The sequence below is a fragment of the Comamonas koreensis genome (assembly GCF_021026195.1).
GTDB lineage: Bacteria > Pseudomonadota > Gammaproteobacteria > Burkholderiales > Burkholderiaceae_C > Comamonas > Comamonas koreensis.
The window spans coordinates 103,819-123,253 of record NZ_JAJNCT010000010.1 but is presented as its reverse complement, the minus strand read 5'-3'; the positions used below and the strand labels follow the sequence as shown (position 1 = coordinate 123,253).

The window sequence follows — 19,435 nt, the reverse complement described above, 5'->3', positions numbered from 1 at the left end:
GCCTGTGTTGGGCCGCTCAAACTTCTACGGGCGGCGCGCAAGTGTCGTTGGACGGGCTGTGCTGCGCCGTAGCATGTTCCGCGGCGTTGTGCGCATCCGTCAAACCTAGCTGCCTGGCGGCGCTGGGTGCGCGGATAAGCGCAAAGACTCCGATTCTAACATTTTTCGTCTGCAAATGCCATCAGCTGCTCGGCAAGGCTGGGCTGGCGCAGCAGACTGTTGCGCGCCGCCTGCACGCACTGCGCCCATTGCGCCAGCACCGCCGCTGTGGGGGCGGGCCAGGCAGGGGGGGCGCCATCAGTGCCTGGGATGCCATTCCAGGCGGCATGGGCTTGGCGCAGGCTGCCCGGCGCGTCCAGCCAATCCAGAAAGGCCTCCAGCTTGGCATGGTGGGCATTGTCGTCCTGCGGGTAGATCTGCCAGACAAAGGGCTGGCCTGCCCACAGTGCCCGCACCAGCGAGTCTTCGCCACGCACAAAGTTGAGGTCGCAGGACCAGAGCATTTCGTCGAATTCTGGCTGGCTGCAGGGCTGCAGCAGCTGCACCTGGCGGGGCAGGGGCTGGGGCAGTTGCTGCTGCACCAGCGCTGTGGCGCGGCCGGGGGTGACCAGCCATTGCGTGGCCGAGCCAGCGCTGGCAAAGGCCTGCAAAAAAGCGGGCGGCTCATAGCAGAACAGCGAAAACACCAGGTCGCCGTCTTGCAGGCCGTGTCGCGCGCGCCAGGCGCTGCGGTCAAAGCCTGCCCGGCGCTGGGGCAGATCGGCCTCGCGCAGCAGGCCGCCGGTGCCGGTGCTGAACCCGGGGTAGAAGAACCAGCGCGTAAGGCCAGCAGCGGGGCCGCTCATCAGCCTTGAGGGCAGGCGGTGGCAGCGTTCCACATAGTCTTCGGCAGACAGGTATTCCAGATTGATCCAGACGTTGGGCCGCTGTGTTGAGGACTGCGCACGCGCCGCCAGCGCCTGCTGGAAGGCGGGCGGAATCTCGCAGCCAAAGGCTTCCACCACCACATCGGCAACGCCGCTGGCCGGCACCGCATCGGGCCAGGGCTGCACCGTCACGCCAGCTGCGCCCTGCGGCGCCATCCAGGCCAGCGCGCTGGCGTCGTCCACCCACAGGCGCACCTGGCAGCCGCGCTGGGCCAGGTCGGCAGCCAGGCGCCAGCAGACGCCAATGTCGCCAAAGTTGTCGATCACCTGGCAAAAGATATCCCAGACCTGTGGGGCTGGGATGGGCGTGGCGGAGGGCTGGGTGGGAGCGTTGGGCATGACGGGGCGATGATAGTGCAGTCCCGGGCGTCACTGCGCGGGGTATGCGCCTGGGCCACAATAAGCCCCAGTTGATCAAGCATGGAGACAGACATGAACCCCCACACTGCAACCCCCGGGCCCATGGCTTTGCAAGGCGTCAAGGTGGTCGAGATGGGCCAGCTGATTGCCGGCCCCTTTTGCGGCAAGACCTTGGGCGAGTTTGGGGCCGAGGTGGTCAAGATCGAGGCCACCGGCGCGGGCGACCCGCTGCGCAACTGGCGCCTGCTGCAGGATGGCACCTCCGTCTGGTGGCAGGTGCAGTCGCGCAACAAGCAATCGCTGGCGCTGGATTTGCGCCAGAAAGAAGCGCAGGACATTGCCCGCCAGCTGATTGCCGAGGCCGATGTGCTGGTGGAGAACTTCCGCCCCGGCACCCTCGAGGGCTGGGGCATGTCGCCCGAGGAGCTGCATGCGATCAACCCGGGCCTGGTGATGCTGCGCATCTCCGGCTACGGGCAAACCGGCCCTTACCGCGACCTGCCAGGCTTTGGCGTGATTGGCGAGGCGATGGGCGGCCTGCGCCACCTGACGGCCGAGCCCGGGCGGGTGCCTGTGCGCGTGGGGGTGTCGATTGGCGACACCTTGGCGGCACTGCATGGCGTCATCGGCGTGATGATGGCGCTCTACCACCGCAAGGTGAATGGCGGCAGCGGCCAGGTGATCGATGTGGCCTTGCATGAGGCGGTCTTCAATGTGATGGAAAGCCTGATCCCCGAGTACAGCGCCTTTGGCGTGGTGCGCGAGGCGGCGGGCAGCGCCTTGCCGGGCATTGCGCCGTCCAACGCCTATGCCTGCCAGGATGGCTGGGTGCTGGTGGCCGGCAATGGCGACAGCATCTTCAGGCGGCTGATGGACACCATTGGCCGGCCTGACCTGGGCCAGGCGCCCGACCTGGCCAGCAATGCGGGACGGGTGGCACGTATAGAGGAGATCGATGCGGCCATCAGCGCCTGGACACAGCCGCGCGCGATTGCGCAGGTGATGGATGCGTTGGCCGCTGCAAGGGTGCCGGCCGGCAAGGTCTACACCGCCAAGGACATCAGCGAAGACCCACACTACCGTGCGCGCCAGATGATCGTGCCGCAAACCACGCGCGATGGACACACGGTCGAGGTGCCGGGCATCGTGCCCAAGCTGTCCGTTACGCCAGGCACGATCCGCAGCAGCGCGCCCCATCTGGGCGATGACACCGATGCCGTACTGCAGGGCCTGGGCCTGAGCGCTGCGCAGATTGCGGCCTTGCGTGAGCGCGGCATTGTGCAGTGAGCGCACATGGCTGAAGGGCCTGTTCGCTGCGGGCCGGGCCTGGGCATAAGACAATAGCGCCATGCCCACCTACGTGCACTCTCCCGAACTTCTTGCCCAGGTGGCTGGCTTGCCAGCCATGCCCGGGGTCTACCGCTATTTCGACGCCAGCGATGCCCTGCTGTATGTGGGCAAGGCCATCAACCTCAAGCGCCGGGTATCGAGCTATTTCCAGAAGGACCATGGCGGCACGCGCATCGGCCACATGGTGGGCAAGATCGTGCGCATGGAGACCACGGTGGTGCGCTCCGAAGCCGAAGCGCTGCTGCTGGAAAACAACCTCATCAAGACCCTGCACCCGAAATACAACATTCTTTTTCGGGATGACAAAAGCTATCCCTACCTGAAGATCACCGGCATGGCCATCCACGATGGCGACATGCGCACGCCCCCCAGCCAGTGCTACCCGCGCGTGGCCTATTACCGGGGTGCGACCGACAAGCGCCAGCGCTATTTCGGCCCCTACCCAAATGCCTGGGCGGTCAAGGAAACCATCCTGCTGCTGCAAAAGGTGTTCCGCCTGCGCACCTGCGAGGACAGCATCTTCAGCAACCGCACCCGGCCTTGCCTGCTGTACCAGATCAAGCGCTGCAGTGCCCCCTGCGTGGACCACATCAGCCCCGAGGACTACGCCGCCGATGTGGCCCATGCCGAGGCCATGCTGCGCGGCGAGACCGACACCCTGCTCAAGACGCTGGAGGCGCGCATGATGGCGCACTCGGACAAGCTGGAGTTTGAGCAGGCGGCCGACATCCGTAACCAGATCAAGGCGCTGGCTAGCATGCTGCACCAGCAAAGCATCGAGACCATCGACGACCGCGATGTGGACATGCTCGCGGTGCAGGTGCAGGGCGGCAAGGCCTGCGTGAACCTGGCCATGGTGCGCGGTGGCCGGCATCTGGGTGACCGTGCGTACTTCCCGGTGCATGTCGAGGACAGCGCAGCCATCGCCAGCATGGAAGAGGCCGAAGAAGCCGAGGACCAGGCGGGCGGCCAGCCGAGTGTGGCCCCACCTGCCAAGACCGTGGAGCAGCGCGTGCTGGAAGCCTTCGTGGCCCAGCACTATTTGCAGGTGGCACCGCCGCCGGTGCTGGTGGTCAGCGTGGCACTGGAGCCCGCGCTGCTGGAGGCCTTGTCCCAGCAGACCGGCACGCGCATTGCGGCGGTGTCGCAGCCGCGCGAGGAGCGCCGGGTGTGGCTGGAGATGGCGCAAAAAAATGCGCAGCTGCAACTGGCCCGCCTGCTGGCCGAAGAGGGCTCGCAGCAAGCGCGCACACGTGCCTTGGTCGAAGCACTGGATTTGCCGCAGGACGATATCGACCAGCTGACCATCGAGTGTTTTGACATCTCGCACACCTCGGGTGAGAACACCCAGGCCTCTTGCGTGGTGTTCCACCACCACAAGATGCAAAGCAGCGAATACCGGCGCTACAAGATCGAGGGCATCACCGGCGGCGACGACTATGCCGCCATGCGCCAGGTGCTGACGCGCCGCTACAGCAAGGTGGCCGAGGCCCAGCGCGACGCCGGCGGTGCCGAGCTGGGCAAGGGCGCTGCCCGTTTGCCCGACATCGTGCTGATCGACGGCGGCAAGGGCCAGGTCGGCGTGGCGCGCGAGGTGTTTGCCGAGCTGGGTCTGGACCTGTCGCGCATCGTGGGTGTGGAGAAAGGCGAGGGCCGCAAGGTGGGCCTGGAAGAACTGGTGTTCTGCGACGGGCGCGACAAGGTCTATCTGGGCCGTGACTCGGCCGCGCTGATGCTGGTGGCGCAGATACGCGACGAGGCGCACCGCTTTGCGATCACCGGCATGCGCGCTGCGCGTGCCAAGGTGCGGGTAGGGGGCAGCCGGCTGGAAGACATTCCCGGGGTCGGGCCCAAGAAGCGGGCGCGCCTGCTGCAGCGCTTTGGTGGCGTGCGCGGCGTGGAGGAGGCCGGTGTCGATGACCTGATGACCGTCGATGGCATCTCTCCAGCCCTGGCCGAGGACATCTACAAGGCCCTGCATTGATGCGCAGCCTGTGCGGGCTGGCAACAGCTTGCGCAGGCTGGCCTGCCATCGGTGCTAAACGCCATATCGTTCACTGAATTTGCACCGTAGCGTGCCACAATAGCCGCATGTTCTTCACGATCCCCACCATCATGACCTGGACGCGCATTGTCGCTATCCCGCTCATCATCGGCGTGTATTACTCGCCTCTTGATATGGCCACCAAGAACCTGTGGGCCACCGTCATGTTTGTGGTGTTCGCGTTCACCGATTGGCTCGACGGCTTTCTGGCTCGCAAGCTCAACCAGACCTCGTCGTTCGGGGCCTTTCTGGATCCGGTGGCCGACAAGTTCCTGGTCTGCGCTTCGCTGCTGATCCTGGTCTACCTGCAGCGTGCCGATGTGTTTGTCGCGCTGATCATCATTGGCCGAGAGATCGCCATCTCGGCCCTGCGGGAATGGATGGCGCGCATTGGCGCCAGCAAGAGCGTGGCCGTGCACATGGTGGGCAAGCTCAAGACCACCGTGCAGATGGTGGCCATCCCATTTTTGCTCTATGACGGCAAGGTGGCTGGCATTGACACTGGCGTCTGGGGCACCTGGCTGATCTGGGGCGCAGCGGTGCTCACCGTCTGGTCGATGATCTACTACCTGCAAAAGGCCTTGCCCGAGATCCGGGCTAGGGTTGATTCTTAGTCGGCCGCAGCAGGTTTGGGCGTAGACTGCACCTCGCCTGTAAAAGGAATTCAGGCTACAGGGCCCGTGATGCCTGGCTTTTGCAAGACAAACCGGGCGCTGGTCAGCGAAAAAAAGTGATTTTTTGCCTGAGTACCCAGAAATTCCGTCTAGAATTCATCTCATTCCAGAGGCGCTGGGGTCGAGATGAAAATTTCGTGCCAGTGGTGTTGTTTTTGAATCTGTGACAGTTGTACGCTATACAAACTGCTCATAATGGGATGAAACATACACTTCCTTAACTCTCTTGATTAATAGAGGCTGCTTGTGAATAAAACTGAACTCATTGAGCACATTGCTAACAATGCTGATATCTCCAAGGCTGCTGCGGCTCGTGCGCTGGAGTCCACCATTGACGCAGTGAAGAAGACCTTGAAAAAAGGTGGTACAGTCTCTCTGGTAGGTTTTGGTACCTTCGCCGTTGGCAAGCGTGCTGCACGTACCGGCCGTAACCCACGTACCGGCGCTGCGATCAAGATCAAGGCAGCCAAGGTGCCTAAGTTCCGTCCAGGCAAGGCATTGAAAGATGCGCTGAACTAATTTCGGTTATCAGGTGGGGTGCTTAGCTCAGTTGGTAGAGCGGCGCCCTTACAAGGCGTAGGTCGGCGGTTCGACCCCGTCAGCACCCACCAATCTAACCAAGAAAATCAACCCCTTAGAGCGATCTAAGGGGTTTTTTCTTTGTTCATCCATAGGCGGCTGCAAGGTCTGCTGCGATCGGCTCTTCGCTGCCGAGTAAAAATGAATCAGCCGCTTGGTCTGGCATGGCTTCGCGGTCATTATCTTGATGGCATGGTGCCTTTCCGCAGGGCTGGAATCGATAAGACTTCTTGGCTTTGTCAAAGAGTATCCCTGGATTCTTTGGACCGATGCCTTCAGGTCGTGACGGCTGTACTGATAAAGCTGCTCTTGCACGCTGCCAAGATGCGCTCGCCACGCAAAGGTTGAGGGGCAGGGTGCTGCATCCTGGCCATCCCAGCCGCCAGATCCCCAGTTCGCATCTGGAGCCAAACCGATGAAGTGCGGCATCCGCGCCGCATTCCGCCCCTCTGCGGCTGCGAAATTCCCGTATTCCCTAACGCGCCCCTGGACCTCATAGGGATCAAAAACTCTTTCGCTGTACACTTGCTGTTTCGACGTTCATGCGTTGCCAAGACGCATGTTGCACGCCCTATTTGACAGGGGGGCGGGGTGTCTGCGTCGGCGCTGGGGCTATCTGATTGATTTGTAATGTGAAATCATCCATTGCAAGCGTAGGGTAGGCGTTTCAGGCCAAGCAGCAAGCCCGCACTCCTGGAGTAAAACCGAATAAAGGCGAATGAGGGTTCGCCTTTTTTTTTGTCCTCAGGAAAGTTAGACGATGTTTGAAACCATCCGCAAGTACTCCAAGGTGCTGATGTATCCGCTGTTCTTGCTGATCATTCTGTCTTTTGTTTTGGTGGGCGTGAACCAGAACTACTTCACCGAAAAGAGCCCGGTGGTCGCCAAAGTCAATGGCAAAGACATTACGCAGATGGATTGGGACAATGCACACCGCGTTGCCTCTGACCGTATGCGTCAGCAAGATCCCAACATGGACGCCAAGTGGATGGACGGCCCAGAAGCCCGCTATCTGACCTTGGAGCGCATGGTGCGTGACCAGGTGATCGATGCCGCCGTGCAAAAAATGCACCTGACGGTGGACAATGCCTCGCTGGTTCGCGCGCTGCAGGAGATCCCGCAGATCGCTGCGCTGAAAAAACCTGATGGCTCGCTGGACGTCGATGCTTACCGCGCACTGGTGGGTGCCCAGGGCATGACGCCCGAGGGCTTTGAAGCGGGCATGCGACGCGATATTGCTGCGCGCCAGGTGCTGGGCGGTGTATCTAACACGGCCTTTGCAACCGACGAGCAGACCAAGCTGGCGGTTGATGCGCTCTACCAGCAGCGTGAGATCCAGCTGGCCCAGTTTGCTGCCAAGGACTATGCGTCCCAGGTCAAGACCACCGATGCTGATGTGGAGGCTTTCTACAAGAGCAACCAGGAGCTGTTCCGCCAAAAGGAGCAGTCCACCATTGAATACGTGGTTCTGAATGCTGAAGCCGTCAAGGGCATGATCAAGCCTAGCGAAGACGATCTGCGTACCTACTACAAGGAAAATCTGAGCCGCTTCATGGACAAGGAACAGCGTCGCATCAGCCACATCCTGATCGACGCACCTGCCTCCATGTCGGCAGCAGACCGTGAGAAGGCCAAGCAACGCGCTGAGCAAATTCTGGCCGAAGCCAAGGCCAACCCTGCGCAGTTTGCCGATCTGGCCAAGAAGAACTCGCAAGACACCGGCTCGCGTGACGGCGGCGGTGATCTGGGTTGGGTCAAGCCTGGCGATATGGTCAAGCCTTTCGAAGACGCCGCCTTTGCCATGAAGTCTGGCGATATCAGCGACCTGGTGAGCACCGAGTACGGTTTCCACATCATCAAGATGGGTGAAGTGAAGACCCCCCGCACGCCAAGCTTTGAAGAGCTGCGCGCCAAGATCGAGACCGAAGTGCTGGCCCAGCAGGTGCAGCGCAAGTACGCCGAAGTGGCCGAGACCTTCTCCAACATGGTGTTCGAGCAGTCCGACAGCCTGCAGCCTGTGGCTGAAAAGCTGGGCCTGAAGATCCAGAAGGCTGAGCATGTGACCCGCACGGCTGCAACTGGTGCGACTGGCGCCCTGGCCAACCCGACCTTCCTGGAAGCGCTGTTCTCCAGCGATGCGCTGCAAAACAAGCGCAACACCGAAGCCATCGAAGTGGCGCCCAGCACCTTGGCCTCCGGCCGTGTGGTGGAACACTTCGACGCGCGCATTCTGCCGTTCGAAGAAGTCAAGGCCAAGGCCCATGACCTGTATGTGGCGCAGAAGTCTGCGGAACTCGCTCGCCAGGACGCACAAGCCAAGCTGGAAGCCTGGAAGGCTGACGCCGCAGGTGCCAAGCTGGCCGCTCCCATTGTTGTGTCGCGCCAGGATGCCAAGGGCCAGGTGCCTGCCGTCCTCAATGCCGCCATGCATGCCAAGATCGGCGATGCCGCATCCTGGGTGGGTGTGGACCTGGGCAACGACGGCTACACCGTCGTGCGCGTGAACAAGGTCGTGCCGCGGGGAGAAGACTCTGCCGAACTGCGCTTGCGCCAGAAGCAGGAGTTTGAGCGTTACCAGGCCAATGCCGAGACCCTCGCTTATTACGAGATGCTCAAGGAGCGTTTCAAGGCGCAGATCAAGGTTCCACGCCCCGCAGAAACAAAAAATTCATAAAAACGGCGATTTCATGAGAGGAGCCAAATTTCTGGCTATAATCATGTCTTCCCCAACACGGTGGCTGTAGCTCAGTTGGTAGAGTCCAGGATTGTGATTCCTGTTGTCGTGGGTTCGAGCCCCATCAGCCACCCCAAATAAAGAAACGCGCTAGTGCTTATGCCCTAGCGCGTTTTGCTTTGTGTTTTCGGTTTTCAGCGAGCCAAGCGCTTGCCAAGGCTGCCATCGGGGCAATGGCATGGCGACAGGGGGCATGCAGCACATGGCTTTATCTTCTTCGCTCCAGATTCTCTGGTCGCATTCCTGAGTGCTGCCGCCACCTAGCCGGTCGCAGCGACCGCCTTCCACCCTTCACAGCGTGTTTTATGTCATCCGGTGTGTCGCGCTGGCCGCTTGTGTCATGCCTGTATGCACCTCGAAAGCACGCTTTTCCTCTCGATAGAGAAAATTGATACCCCCGTGTATCCCCTAGCGCTTCTCTCTATCAATTCAGGTTGTAATTTATTATCAATCTATTCTTATAAATCGATTGATAATTTGTTCTAGCTGCATGCTGGGGCTGCGGTTCCGACTGGTGATCCGGTCGGACGAAGGAGGTGGAATATGCTGCCGGAAGTCCTTATTTTCATCACGCACAGGGTCGTGCTGCACTCGCTCACTCTGGAGAACGGTTACACAACCTTTGGACGAGGGGCGGGCAACGCCATCTGCCTCGACAACCCGGCAGTCAGCCGCGACCATGGCGCCTTCTACTACCGCGCCGGTGTCCTGTCGATTGAGGACCACCACAGCATGAACGGTATCTTTGTGAACGGCATGCGCATGCACCGCAAGGTGCTTTACTCCGGGGACTATGTGCTGATTGGCTGCTACAAGGTCTTCGTCAAGCATGGCTCGGAGCACCCGCGCAATGCCTATGCAGGTTGACGGTTGCGCGTTGGGCGCGTGAGGTGCCTGTGGGGAGGGGCTCTGGGCAGCAATAGCGTTTACATGCCTGATGGCGGCATTTCCGAGCGGAGGCAGGGGCGCTTGCCAGGGCCACCACCGTCCGTCATCCGCGCTGCCTACAATCGGCCCATGCGATTACCCCATCACCAACTCACGATGACGGTGCTGATGTCTCCGGACATGGCAAATTTTTCTGGCAATGTGCACGGCGGCGCCATTTTGCGCGAGCTCGACAACGTGGCCTACTCCTGTGCGAGCCGCTATGCGGGGCGCTATGTGGTGACGCTGAGCGTGGACCAGGTCATGTTCCTGGAGCCCATCCATGTGGGTGAGCTGGTGTCCTTCTACGCCAGCGTCAACTACACGGGCACCTCGTCGATGGAGATCGGCATCAAGGTGGTGGCGGAGAATATCCGCGAACGCAGCGTGCGCCATGTCAACAGCTGCTTTTTCACGATGGTGGCGGTGGACGACCAGCGCAAGCCAGTGCCGGTGCCGCCGTTGCAGCCGGAGACGGCGGATGAAAAACGCCGCTGGGAAGCGGCGTTGACGCGCAAGGAACTGCGCAAAGAGTTGGCGCGGCGCTTTGCGCAGACGACGCGGCAGACAGTTTGACGGTCTGACTCCTGCGGCACGAACTCCAGGCGAACAAACAAAAGGCAAGGTGCAGTGACCTTGCCTTTTTGGCTGGCGGCTTGGCTAAAGGATTGTCTTAGCGCAGCCCCTGTTGCGCTATGGCGATGGGTCTCGTTCTCAGCGTGCCCGGTTAGCGTCGCGGGGGGCGTCGCTGAACACACCATCCACCCCGACCTCATAGAACAGCTTGTATTCGGCGGCGACCTGGCCCTTGAAGTCGCTGGCCAGCAAGGTCACATCATTGCGGTACTCCCAGGGGTGAACAAAGAGCTTGGCGGCATGGGCGAGGGTCACCAAGTTGGTAGGTGCCATCATCTCGCGGTCACGGTAGTCCCGTAAGCCATCGTTGTTCAGGTCATCGGGCTGGCCGTCGCCATTCTTGTCCAGATAGCGCGCGGAGATGACAAAGGGCTTCCAGGGTGAGATGCCGTTGGCATAGGTCTTTATCTGGGCCAGACCATCAGCGGTCACCATCTGGTTATAGGTGGTAGAGGTGCCGGCCAGCGTGAAGTCATAGGGCTGCCCGTAGGGCAGGTTCATCAGAATCTGCCCGTCGCGGCCCAGCGTTGGATCGCCATTGATCATCTGGACCAGCCGAACCTGGGTTTTGGCGCGCAAGGCCTTCAGGTGAGCCACTTCCAAAGAGCGCACCAGTACAGGCGCCGTCTCCTGGGTGTAGCCCGCTGCGGTGAAGGCCGCCACCAGCTTGTCTTCCATCGCCAGGCCCTGCTGGCTATGGTAGGTCGGGTTCAGGGTCTGCAGATACAGGCCGACGGTCTTGCGCTGGCGCTTAACGTAAGCGATCACATCATTGAGCGACAGGATGCGGCCAGTGGTGGCATTGGTCGGTGGCGCGCTGGAGTCATTTAGTTTGGCGCGCAGGCTTTGCAGTTCCACCAAGGTGAAATCAGAAGCAAACCAGCCCTGGTGCGACTGGCCATCGATCAGACGGACGGTCTTGCGATTGGCGTAGACGCTGCGGCTGGAGACGTCAGTGATATTGGTGATGTCCGGCGAGGCCAGCGCGACCAGTTCGCCATCCTTGCTCATGACCAAGTCAACGGCGATAAAGTTGGCATCCTGCGCGATGGCGGCATCAAAGCTCTCGGCCGTATTGGCCGCCTTGCCATCAATGCTGCTGAGCGAAAAGCTTTGCGGCGCATTTCCGTCGAGCGTGGGGTAGGGCTTGGGGTTGGGATTGGTGCCACCACCACCATCGCCCGGGCCCAGCTCGGTCTTGCAGGCGGTCAGTGCGGTAATGGCCAGTGCAGCGGCGCACAGGCGCCAGGTGCGTTGTCTTTGCATATCGTCAGTGCTCCTCGTTTTATGGATTGAACCTGGAGAAACAATCTGTGCATATGTAAAGATTGATTACTCTACGCTATGGATGCTTGGTCTTCCACGGTTGCCTGGCTATCGTATCCGCAAATCTCGGAGAAATCTCGGCTGGCTATCGGCTCGTTGTTACGGATTGCCTGCGCTGCCAACGCGACGCATTGCACCACATCGCCAACGACGATGATGCTGGGACTGGCCAGCTTTTCGCGCGCCATCGTGGCGGGTAAATGGGCCAGGTCGGTGATGGCATGGCGTTGCTGGGGCAAGCTGGCATGCTGCACGATGGCGACCGGCGTATCGGCCGGCAAGCCACTGCCCAGGCCCTGGCTGATGGCCTCGGCGCTGGCCACCCCCATGTAGATCACCAGGGTCAGGCGTGCATCGTGTGCCGTGCGCGCCAGTTGCGCCCAATCGGGGCCTTGGCTGCCTGGCTTGGCATGGCCGGTGATGAACACGACGCCCCGTGCATGGTCGCGGTGGGTCAAGGGGGCGCCCAGGCTGGTCAGCGCTGCAAGCCCGGCCGTCACGCCGTTGATGATGCGCGGCTCGATGCCATGGGCGCGCAAGAACTCCACCTCTTCGCCGCCGCGTCCAAAGATGAACGGGTCACCCCCTTTGAGGCGCACCACGTTCTCTCCTGCCTGCACCTCCTGCAGCATCAAGCGCTGGATAAATGCCTGGGGCGTGCTCTGGCAGCCGCCGCGCTTGCCCACATGGACGATGCGGGCGCTCTCGGGTGCCCATTGCAGCACAGCCTCGTTGACCAGGTCGTCCACCAGCAGCACGGTGGCGCGTTGCAAGGCTTTTGCGGCGGCAATGGTCAGCAGATCGGGATCGCCCGGGCCGGCACCGACCAGGGTGCACTGGCCCAGGCCTGGCAATGGCGCATCAGCCGGTGGGCGCGCGGTGAGAGTGGGCAGGCTGCTGTCAGTCATGGTGGAGACCTTGGGACGCGGGTAGTGTTTGTTGGGCGATGGCCAGCACATGTTCCACTTGCTGGGCCAAGGCGGCGGGCACGGGCAACTGGCCCGCCAGCACCGCCTCGGTGTAGCGGGCGGTGGTGTCCGCATCGCGCTCGCTGGGCAGACCGGGCACCTGGCTGTCGGTGCCGCTGCTGCGTGCTTGCAGCAGCTGGTGCTGGCCGGCGACAAAGCCGTCGTATTGAGGGCTTCGGCGTGGGTCGGCGCAGACTTCGCCTTCCAGCCCACGCGAGAGCAGGGCATGGGTTTGCAGCTCGGCCAGGGTGGCTAGCAGCATCGGCAGGTATTCAGGGTGGGTATAGCTGCCCAGCAAGACGGCAGGGCCTTCCACCGGCTGCAGCAGCTTGGCAATGCTGTGGCCGGGGTTGCGCAGGCCAATAATCTGGCGCACGGCCAGCAGCTTGGCGAGCGCGGGCAGCAAGGTGGCCGTATGCACCAAGGCTACTTCGGATGGGGCGATTGCCCCGGCCCCATCGCGGACCGTCAGCCCCAGCCGCTCGAACACCGCAAAGGCCGTGATGCGGCTCGCCTCAGTCTGCATGCCGTGAACCAGCACGGGCAGGCCTTCGCGTGCCAGCAGCAGGGCCAGCAAGGGCGTCAACGTTGGCAGGCGCCGGGCGCCGTTGTAGCTGGGCAGCACCACAGTGGGCAGCGCGGCGCTGCTGTGGAAGCGGGCAATACGTGCATGCACGGCATCCCAGAGGCCGCACATCTCCTCGGCGGTTTCGCCTTTGATGCGCATCGCAATGCAAAAGGCGCCGATTTCGTAATCGCTGACCCGGCCATCGAGTATCTGCGCCATCGCATCGCTGGCTTCGAGACGGCTGAGGGCCTTGGCGCCGCGTGCGCCGCGCCCGATTTCCTTGATGTAGTGCTGTATGGCCATGGCATTGAAAAATACGTGTGCCCATTATTTTAGGTTTTATATATACGTAAGTAATAAGGAAAATCAGCCCATCCGGCATCTCGGGTATGCAGGCCGGCGGCGGTGAAGCGGCCTTGGTTAACGAAGATTTGCGCCACTCCTTATTGCACTGCCATGCTGAACGTCTACTATCTGCAGTCTGTGCCACGCCCGCCTGGGCTTATGAAAGGAAAGAACATGTCCGCAAATCCCTCGATGGTCGATGAGCTCCTCGCGCAACTGCAAGGGGCTCCCATCCAGCAGATGGCCCAAAGCCTGGGCCAGAGCGAGGCCCAGACCGAGCAGGCCGTGCAGGCGGCCGTGCCGATGATGCTGGGCGCCTTGGGCAACAACGCGCAAAGCGCGGGTGGTGCCAGTGCGCTGTTTGAGGCGCTGCAGCGCGACCACGGCGCCGCAGGTGGTGCTGGCGCAGGCCCTGACCTGGGTGGCCTGCTGGGCTCGCTGTTGGGTGGCGGCGGTGGTGCACAAGCCGGCGGCTTGGGTGGCCTCGGTGGCATGCTCGGCAGTGTGCTGGGCGGCGCCATGGGTGGCGGCGCGGCTGCGGGTTCCGCTGCTGCATCGCCTGCGGCCTTGGACGGCGCCAGCATTCTGGGCCATATCTTTGGCGGCCAGCAAGACCAGGCCTCGGCCAATCTGGGCCAGGCTACCGGTCTGGGCGCCAATGCCGGCAACCTGCTCAAAATGCTGGCCCCGCTGGTGATGTCCTTCCTGGCGCAGCGCGTCATGTCGGGCGGCCTCAACTCGTCGCAACTGGGCAATGCGCTGGGCCAGGAAAAAGACCAGGTGCAGCAGCAGGGCGGCCTGGGCGGCGGCCTGCTGGGCTCGCTGCTGGACCAGAATGGCGACGGCAAGCTCGATGTCAGCGACCTGATGAAAATCGGTGGCTCGCTGCTGGGCGGCAAGCGCTGAGCCATCCGCCCCCGCGCCAAACCCTGGCGGCCCGCCAGGGTAGACCGGTGCCCGGGGGCACAACCGGCCGGGAGCGCCTACACTTTGGCCCCATGAGTGAGTTGATTTTGGGGATCGAATCCTCCTGTGATGAAACCGGCGTGGCCCTGGTGCGCACCCGTGGCCCGGGTACGGTGCCCGAGCTGCTGAGCCATGCGCTCTACAGCCAGATCGAGATGCACCGCGCCTACGGCGGTGTGGTGCCGGAGCTGGCCAGCCGTGACCATATCCGCCGCGTGCTGCCATTGACGCAAAAGGTGCTGGATGATGCAGGCTGCACACTCGCGCAGCTGGATGCCATTGCCTTTACCCGAGGCCCGGGACTGGCAGGTGCCTTGCTGGTCGGATCGGGTGTGGCCTGCGCTATGGCCGCCGCGCTGGACAAGCCCGTGCTCGGCGTGCACCACCTCGAAGGCCATCTGCTGTCCCCATTCCTGAGCGAAGACCCGCCCGAGTTCCCCTTTGTAGCCTTGCTGGTCTCTGGCGGCCACACGCAGCTGATGCGGGTGGATAGCGTGGGCCAGTACCAGATTCTGGGCGAGACCATTGACGACGCAGCCGGCGAGGCCTTTGACAAATCCGCCAAGCTGCTGGGACTGCCGTACCCGGGCGGGCCGGAGCTGTCCCGACTGGCGCAGGGCGGTGATCCCGAGGCGTTCAAGCTGCCGCGCCCATTGCTGCACAGCGGCGATCTGGATTTCTCCTTTGCCGGCCTCAAGACGGCGGTGCTGACCCAGGCCAAGAAGCTGGGCGATGGCCTGGAGGCGCGCAAGGCCGACCTGGCGGCATCGACGCAGGCGGCCATTGTCGATGTGCTGGTGAAAAAGACCTTGAATGCGCTGAAGGAAACCGGCATGAAGCGCGTGGTGGTCGCCGGCGGCGTGGGTGCCAACCGGTTGCTGCGTGAGCAGCTCAACGATGCCTGCTGCAAGCGCGGCATCCGCGTGCACTACCCCGAGCTGCATCTGTGCACCGACAACGGCGCGATGATTGCGATGGCGGCTGCGATGCGCATCGAAGCGGGGCAGCAGCAGGCCGAAAAGGTGTATGCCTTCGACGTCAAGCCGCGCTGGCCACTGGACGCCATTGTGCAGCAGCCACCTGCTGCCGCTGCTGCGGTATAAATTTGATGCGCTGGTGGATGCCACTGGCACTGCAAGCAAAAGGGGCCTCAGGCCCCTTTTGCTTGCTGCGGTGTTGGCGTTTATGCAATCGCCAAGGTCTGGGTGCTGGGCTGGTTGGTGCTCAGCACCAGGGTCAGCACGCCGTTTTCCAGGCTGGCTTTGGAGGCTGCAGCATCGATAGTTGCAGGCAGCTTCCAAGCGCGCTGGATGCTGCGGGGTGCACCTTCAATGCTGGCCAGACGCACGGTCTTGTCCTGCAGCTCGATGCGCAGCTGTTCACGCGAGAGGCCCGGCACATCCACGCTGATGCTGAACACCTGGCCGTCTTGCTGCACGGTGTCCTGGGCGGTGGTGGTGGTGGCCTGGAGGAAGCGCTGCAAGGCAGCGTCCATGGCGGAAGGGGAGACAGCGTAGGCCGAGCGGTGCATCAGAGGGGTCATGATCATCTTCAATCCTTGTGAAACAGGGCAGCGGGGTTGCTGCTCGATGACTGATAGTTGGATGAAGATGCGGCAATTTCAAGAGAAAATTGCGGCCTTTTATTTTTGCAGTGCAGGCCTTGAAAGCCTGCAGATCACGTCCATATGTGTCGCCCGGCCAGGGATCAGGGCGCGCTGAAATTGGCCGGATCGGGCGTGCGCTGCTGGCGCGCCTTGCTGCGCAGATAGGCCTTTGCGGCCGCTTCGGCAGTGGGGGAGTTGCTGGTCTCGCTGCTCGGATCGGGCGCACTGGGCTCGCTGTCTGCCGCCGCTGGCGCACCGCTGCGTGCACGCGCAATGGTCTGGCCCAGCTCCACCACGGACATCGCATAGAAGCTCGAGAGGTTGTAGCGGGTGATGGTGTAGAAGTTGGGCGTACCCACCACGTACTGGGTGGCGGCGCTGGCATTGGGCAGCTCGATCAGTGCGAGCGGGCCATTGTGCTGGTCGCCCGGTGCCTGGATGCGCAGGCCCAGTGCGGCCATCTCGGCGGCGCTGAAGCTGGGCTTGATATCCGGGGCCAGCAAGGTCTCCAGCTGTGCCGGCGTGCTGTTCACCTGCACGTCGTAGTAGGCCGGCATGCCGCGCTGCCAGCCATGGGCGACGAAGTAGTTGGCTACCGAGCCGATCGCATCGGCGGTGCTGCCAAACAGGTTGATCTTGCCGTCGCCATCGAAATCGACTGCGTAGTTGGACCAGCTGGTCGGCATGAACTGGGGCATGCCCATCGCGCCGGCGTAGCTGCCGACCGTGTCGAAGGGGTTGCTGTCGGTGAGGTAGGCCGTGGCCAGGAACTGCTCCAGTTCGCCCCGGAAATACTTGGCGCGGTCGGCCGCGCGCGGGTGGCTTGCAGGATAGTCGAAAGCCAAGGTGGCCAGCGCATCGACTACCGTGAAGTTGCCCATCTGCTGGCCGTAAATGGTCTCGACCCCGATGATGCCGACGATGTACTCGGCCGGCACGCCATAGGTCTGCTCAGCGCGGGCCAGGGTGGCGGCGTTCTCGTTCCAGAAGCGCAGACCGGCGCGGATGCGGATCGGTTCAACAAAGCGGCTGCGGTAGCCGCGCCAGTTCTTGACGCCCGCTGGCCCGGTGCGCGGCGTCATCAGGCGCTGCACGGTGGCATTGAAGCGGGCTTGCTTGATGCTGGCGCGCAGCCAGGCCTCATCGATATGGCGGCGCTCGGCCACCTCGCGGACAAAAGCCTCGGCCTCGGGCCGGTTGCCATAGCTGGATGCTGCAGGGGCGGAATCAGCGCTGCGGGCTTTGTTGCTAGTGTTTTTTTGCGCGTAGGCGCCCGTCGCGCACAGGCCGGCGCACAGCACGGCCACGGTGGTCTGAAGAATTCGGTGCATGGGGTTTTATACCTTGTTTGCCAGGGCCCGCAGCCGGGACCAGGGCAGAAGTCGTAATTGTTTGCGAAGCGCTGCCAGCTCGGCCCTGGGCGCTGGCTGGCCGCTGGCATGTGCGTAGCGCTGCCGCTCCATCGCCTTGAGCCATTGGCCAAAGGCCGGCGCCAGATCGGGTGCCTGGGCGTGCACCAAGCGTGCCAGCGCGCGCGGCGTGGTGGCGCTGCCTTGTGCGGCCTCTGGTACACCGGCCTGGCGCAGGCGTTTGCGCGCCTCGCTCAACAAGGCCAGCCAGGGGTCCATGCGCCTGCGCTGGTACTGCAGCACCAGCACCACGATGAGGGCTGCTGCCAGCACCAGGCCACCCAGAATGCGCACCAGATCCACCCAGTTGGGGCTGGACAGGCCCAGCTTGCTGAGCATGTCCATCTGCTCGCGCTGGGTGTAGTTCAGCACCCACTGGTTCCAGCTGTTGTTGACGGCCTCCCAGACTGCACGCATGCGCTGCAGGCCGTTGATGGTGACAGCATTGCTGACGCTGAAGCCCATGAAGTTGGGCGTGTTCAGCCGTTGTGCAGCGCCGATGCGGCCGGGGCTGACGGCACCGGTCGGGTCAAAGCGGACCCAGCCTTGTTCGTCGCCCAGCCACACCTCCGCCCAGGCATGGGCGTCGGCCTGGCGCACCGTCCAGTAGCCATCCACGCTGTTGGCCTCGCCGCCCTGGTAGCCGGTCACAATGCGCGCCGGCACGCCGGCGCTGCGCAGCGCAACCACAAAGGCGGCCGAGATATGCTCGCAAAAGCCTTGTTTGCGGTCAAACCAGAACTCGTCAGCGGCCTGGCCGGTGTAAACGCCGGGATCCAAGGTGTAGGTATAGCCGCCACTGCGCAGCTGCTGCTGCAGGCGCTGCACCAGTTGCGCGCTGCGGTCAGGCCGGTCGCCGATCTCGGCCACCAGCTGTGCCACCCAGGCCTGGGTGCGCGGGTTGCTGTTGGCCGGCAGCCGGCGGTTGAAGGCCAGCTCTCGGTTGCCGGCCTGCATGCCAAACCGGTAGCTGGTGTAGCTTTCCACCGCGATGCGGGTCACCTCGGTAATGGGCCGGTTGCTGAGCCACTGCAGGTCGCCAGTGCTGTAGGCGCGGCCACGAGGCAACACGGGTGCTGTCCGGGTCAGGTCCAGGCTCAGCAGCCAGGGCTTCTGGTGGGGCTCCAGGGTCAGCTCGTAGCGCAGCGCCTCGCCTTCGGTGCGGATGTCGGCATACATCCGGTCATCGGGATTGCGAAAGCTGGGTGTGGCACGCCAGGTGGTGCCATCGAAATCGGACAACACCGGCCCGCGCCAGTAGAGCTGGTTGGCAGGGGGCGGCCGGTTTTGTGGTGTATCGAACTTGACGCGAAACGCAATGCCTTCGTCCTGGGCCAGCGATGCCACCGTACCCACCGTCATCTCATCGGACAGACCGGTCTTGGCCGTCGGGTTCTGGGGCACGCCCCAGAGCGGTGACATGCGGGGAAAGAAGACAAACAGTGCCAGGGTCAACGGTGCGCCGATGGCCACCATCTTCAGCGATAGGCCGGCAGCAAACTTGAGCGAAGGCTGGCCCACGGGCATATGCGCATGGACCAGGGCTGTCAGCAAGCCCACCAGGCCGACGGCGATCGCCAAGGCCGTCAGCAGCGACTGCGAATGCAGAAAGTTGGCAATCAGCGCAAAAAAGCCCAGGAAGAAGATGACCATCGCATCGCGTTTGGCGCGCAGCTCCATGGTCTTGAGCGTGAGCAGCATGCTGACCAGGGTGACGCCGGCATCGGCGCCCAGGATGGTGCGGTAGCTGAGCAAGGTCAGCCCGACGACCAGCACCAGCAGGGCCAGTAGCTGCCAGCGGCCCGGCATGGGCTTTTGCAGCAGTGCAATGCGGCCGCGCCAGGCGAGCAGGGCGTAAGCCAGAGCCGAGGCCCACAGTGGCAAGGTGGCAGTGAGCGGCAGCAGGATCCAGCCGACGACGGCCAGCAAAAACAAGGTATCGCGTGCCTCGCGCGGCAGGCTGGACCAGCGGCTGGCGCCTGCGGAAGGGGCAGGGTTGAACACAGAGGGCATCGTG

Annotated in this window: 16 protein-coding genes and 2 tRNA genes; 11 read left to right on the top strand and 7 right to left on the bottom strand. The window is 62.8% G+C overall.

What is annotated here, in order from left to right; translation table 11 throughout:
- Positions 1 to 155: 155 nt before the first annotated feature.
- On the bottom strand, positions 156 to 1,265 hold the full coding sequence (earP, locus tag LPW39_RS11050; RefSeq protein WP_230774594.1) for an elongation factor P maturation arginine rhamnosyltransferase EarP: 1,110 nt from the start codon (positions 1,263 to 1,265) through the stop codon (positions 156 to 158).
- Positions 1,266 to 1,358: 93 nt separating this feature from the next.
- Here earP and LPW39_RS11045 point away from each other — a divergent pair, with 93 nt between their 5' ends.
- The 9 genes from LPW39_RS11045 to LPW39_RS11005 all read left to right on the top strand — a co-directional run bounded on the left by LPW39_RS11045 (position 1,359) and on the right by LPW39_RS11005 (position 10,170).
- On the top strand, positions 1,359 to 2,573 hold the full coding sequence (locus LPW39_RS11045) for a CaiB/BaiF CoA transferase family protein (RefSeq protein ID WP_230774587.1): 1,215 nt from the start codon (positions 1,359 to 1,361) through the stop codon (positions 2,571 to 2,573).
- A 61-nt stretch (positions 2,574 to 2,634) separates the two neighbouring features.
- Complete coding sequence (gene uvrC, locus LPW39_RS11040) at positions 2,635 to 4,620, top strand: excinuclease ABC subunit UvrC (RefSeq protein WP_230774585.1); 1,986 nt, start codon at positions 2,635 to 2,637, stop codon at positions 4,618 to 4,620.
- A 107-nt stretch (positions 4,621 to 4,727) separates the two neighbouring features.
- Positions 4,728 to 5,294: a CDP-diacylglycerol--glycerol-3-phosphate 3-phosphatidyltransferase gene (gene pgsA / locus LPW39_RS11035; protein WP_116927291.1), complete on the top strand. Its 567-nt coding sequence runs from the start codon at positions 4,728 to 4,730 to the stop codon at positions 5,292 to 5,294.
- A gap of 306 nt (positions 5,295 to 5,600) precedes the next feature.
- Positions 5,601 to 5,873: an HU family DNA-binding protein gene (locus LPW39_RS11030; RefSeq protein ID WP_021026954.1), complete on the top strand. Its 273-nt coding sequence runs from the start codon at positions 5,601 to 5,603 to the stop codon at positions 5,871 to 5,873.
- A 16-nt stretch (positions 5,874 to 5,889) separates the two neighbouring features.
- Positions 5,890 to 5,965, top strand: a tRNA-Val gene (locus LPW39_RS11025).
- 728 nt (positions 5,966 to 6,693) lie between these two features.
- Complete coding sequence (locus LPW39_RS11020) at positions 6,694 to 8,607, top strand: SurA N-terminal domain-containing protein (protein WP_230774576.1); 1,914 nt, start codon at positions 6,694 to 6,696, stop codon at positions 8,605 to 8,607.
- A 60-nt stretch (positions 8,608 to 8,667) separates the two neighbouring features.
- Positions 8,668 to 8,743 (top strand) — tRNA-His (locus LPW39_RS11015).
- A 467-nt stretch (positions 8,744 to 9,210) separates the two neighbouring features.
- A complete protein-coding gene (locus LPW39_RS11010) occupies positions 9,211 to 9,534 on the top strand; it encodes an FHA domain-containing protein (RefSeq protein ID WP_230774566.1) in 324 nt (107 codons plus the stop codon).
- 150 nt (positions 9,535 to 9,684) lie between these two features.
- Positions 9,685 to 10,170 carry an acyl-CoA thioesterase gene (locus LPW39_RS11005; RefSeq protein ID WP_230774565.1) on the top strand — a complete coding sequence of 162 codons (486 nt, stop codon included), beginning with the start codon at positions 9,685 to 9,687 and terminating at the stop codon, positions 10,168 to 10,170.
- 138 nt (positions 10,171 to 10,308) lie between these two features.
- On the opposite strand, the gene LPW39_RS11000 is transcribed toward LPW39_RS11005, so the two are convergent.
- From LPW39_RS11000 to ybiB, 3 genes are all read right to left on the bottom strand, one after another.
- Positions 10,309 to 11,496, bottom strand: a complete 1,188-nt coding sequence (locus LPW39_RS11000) for a glycerophosphodiester phosphodiesterase family protein (protein WP_230774563.1) — start codon at positions 11,494 to 11,496, stop codon at positions 10,309 to 10,311.
- Between the two features lie 71 nt (positions 11,497 to 11,567).
- Positions 11,568 to 12,464: a uroporphyrinogen-III C-methyltransferase gene (gene cobA / locus LPW39_RS10995; RefSeq protein ID WP_230774561.1), complete on the bottom strand. Its 897-nt coding sequence runs from the start codon at positions 12,462 to 12,464 to the stop codon at positions 11,568 to 11,570.
- On the bottom strand, positions 12,457 to 13,395 hold the full coding sequence (gene ybiB / locus LPW39_RS10990; RefSeq protein ID WP_230774559.1) for a DNA-binding protein YbiB: 939 nt from the start codon (positions 13,393 to 13,395) through the stop codon (positions 12,457 to 12,459). The genes cobA and ybiB overlap by 8 nt, the downstream gene beginning before the upstream one ends.
- A 216-nt stretch (positions 13,396 to 13,611) precedes the next feature.
- Between ybiB and LPW39_RS10985 the strand changes: the two genes are divergently transcribed.
- A complete protein-coding gene (locus LPW39_RS10985; RefSeq protein ID WP_230774557.1) occupies positions 13,612 to 14,343 on the top strand; it encodes a DUF937 domain-containing protein in 732 nt (243 codons plus the stop codon).
- A 92-nt stretch (positions 14,344 to 14,435) separates the two neighbouring features.
- On the top strand, positions 14,436 to 15,506 hold the full coding sequence (gene tsaD / locus LPW39_RS10980; RefSeq protein ID WP_230774555.1) for a tRNA (adenosine(37)-N6)-threonylcarbamoyltransferase complex transferase subunit TsaD: 1,071 nt from the start codon (positions 14,436 to 14,438) through the stop codon (positions 15,504 to 15,506).
- Between the two features lie 80 nt (positions 15,507 to 15,586).
- On the opposite strand, the gene LPW39_RS10975 is transcribed toward tsaD, so the two are convergent.
- From LPW39_RS10975 to LPW39_RS10965, 3 genes are all read right to left on the bottom strand, one after another.
- Positions 15,587 to 15,952 carry an Hsp20/alpha crystallin family protein gene (locus LPW39_RS10975; RefSeq protein WP_230774553.1) on the bottom strand — a complete coding sequence of 122 codons (366 nt, stop codon included), beginning with the start codon at positions 15,950 to 15,952 and terminating at the stop codon, positions 15,587 to 15,589.
- Positions 15,953 to 16,110: 158 nt separating this feature from the next.
- Complete coding sequence (gene mltB / locus LPW39_RS10970; protein ID WP_230774551.1) at positions 16,111 to 17,340, bottom strand: lytic murein transglycosylase B; 1,230 nt, start codon at positions 17,338 to 17,340, stop codon at positions 16,111 to 16,113.
- Positions 17,341 to 17,346: 6 nt separating this feature from the next.
- Entirely contained in the window at positions 17,347 to 19,431 is a 2,085-nt protein-coding gene (locus LPW39_RS10965; protein ID WP_230774549.1) for a transglutaminase TgpA family protein, read from the bottom strand.
- Positions 19,432 to 19,435 lie beyond the last annotated feature (4 nt).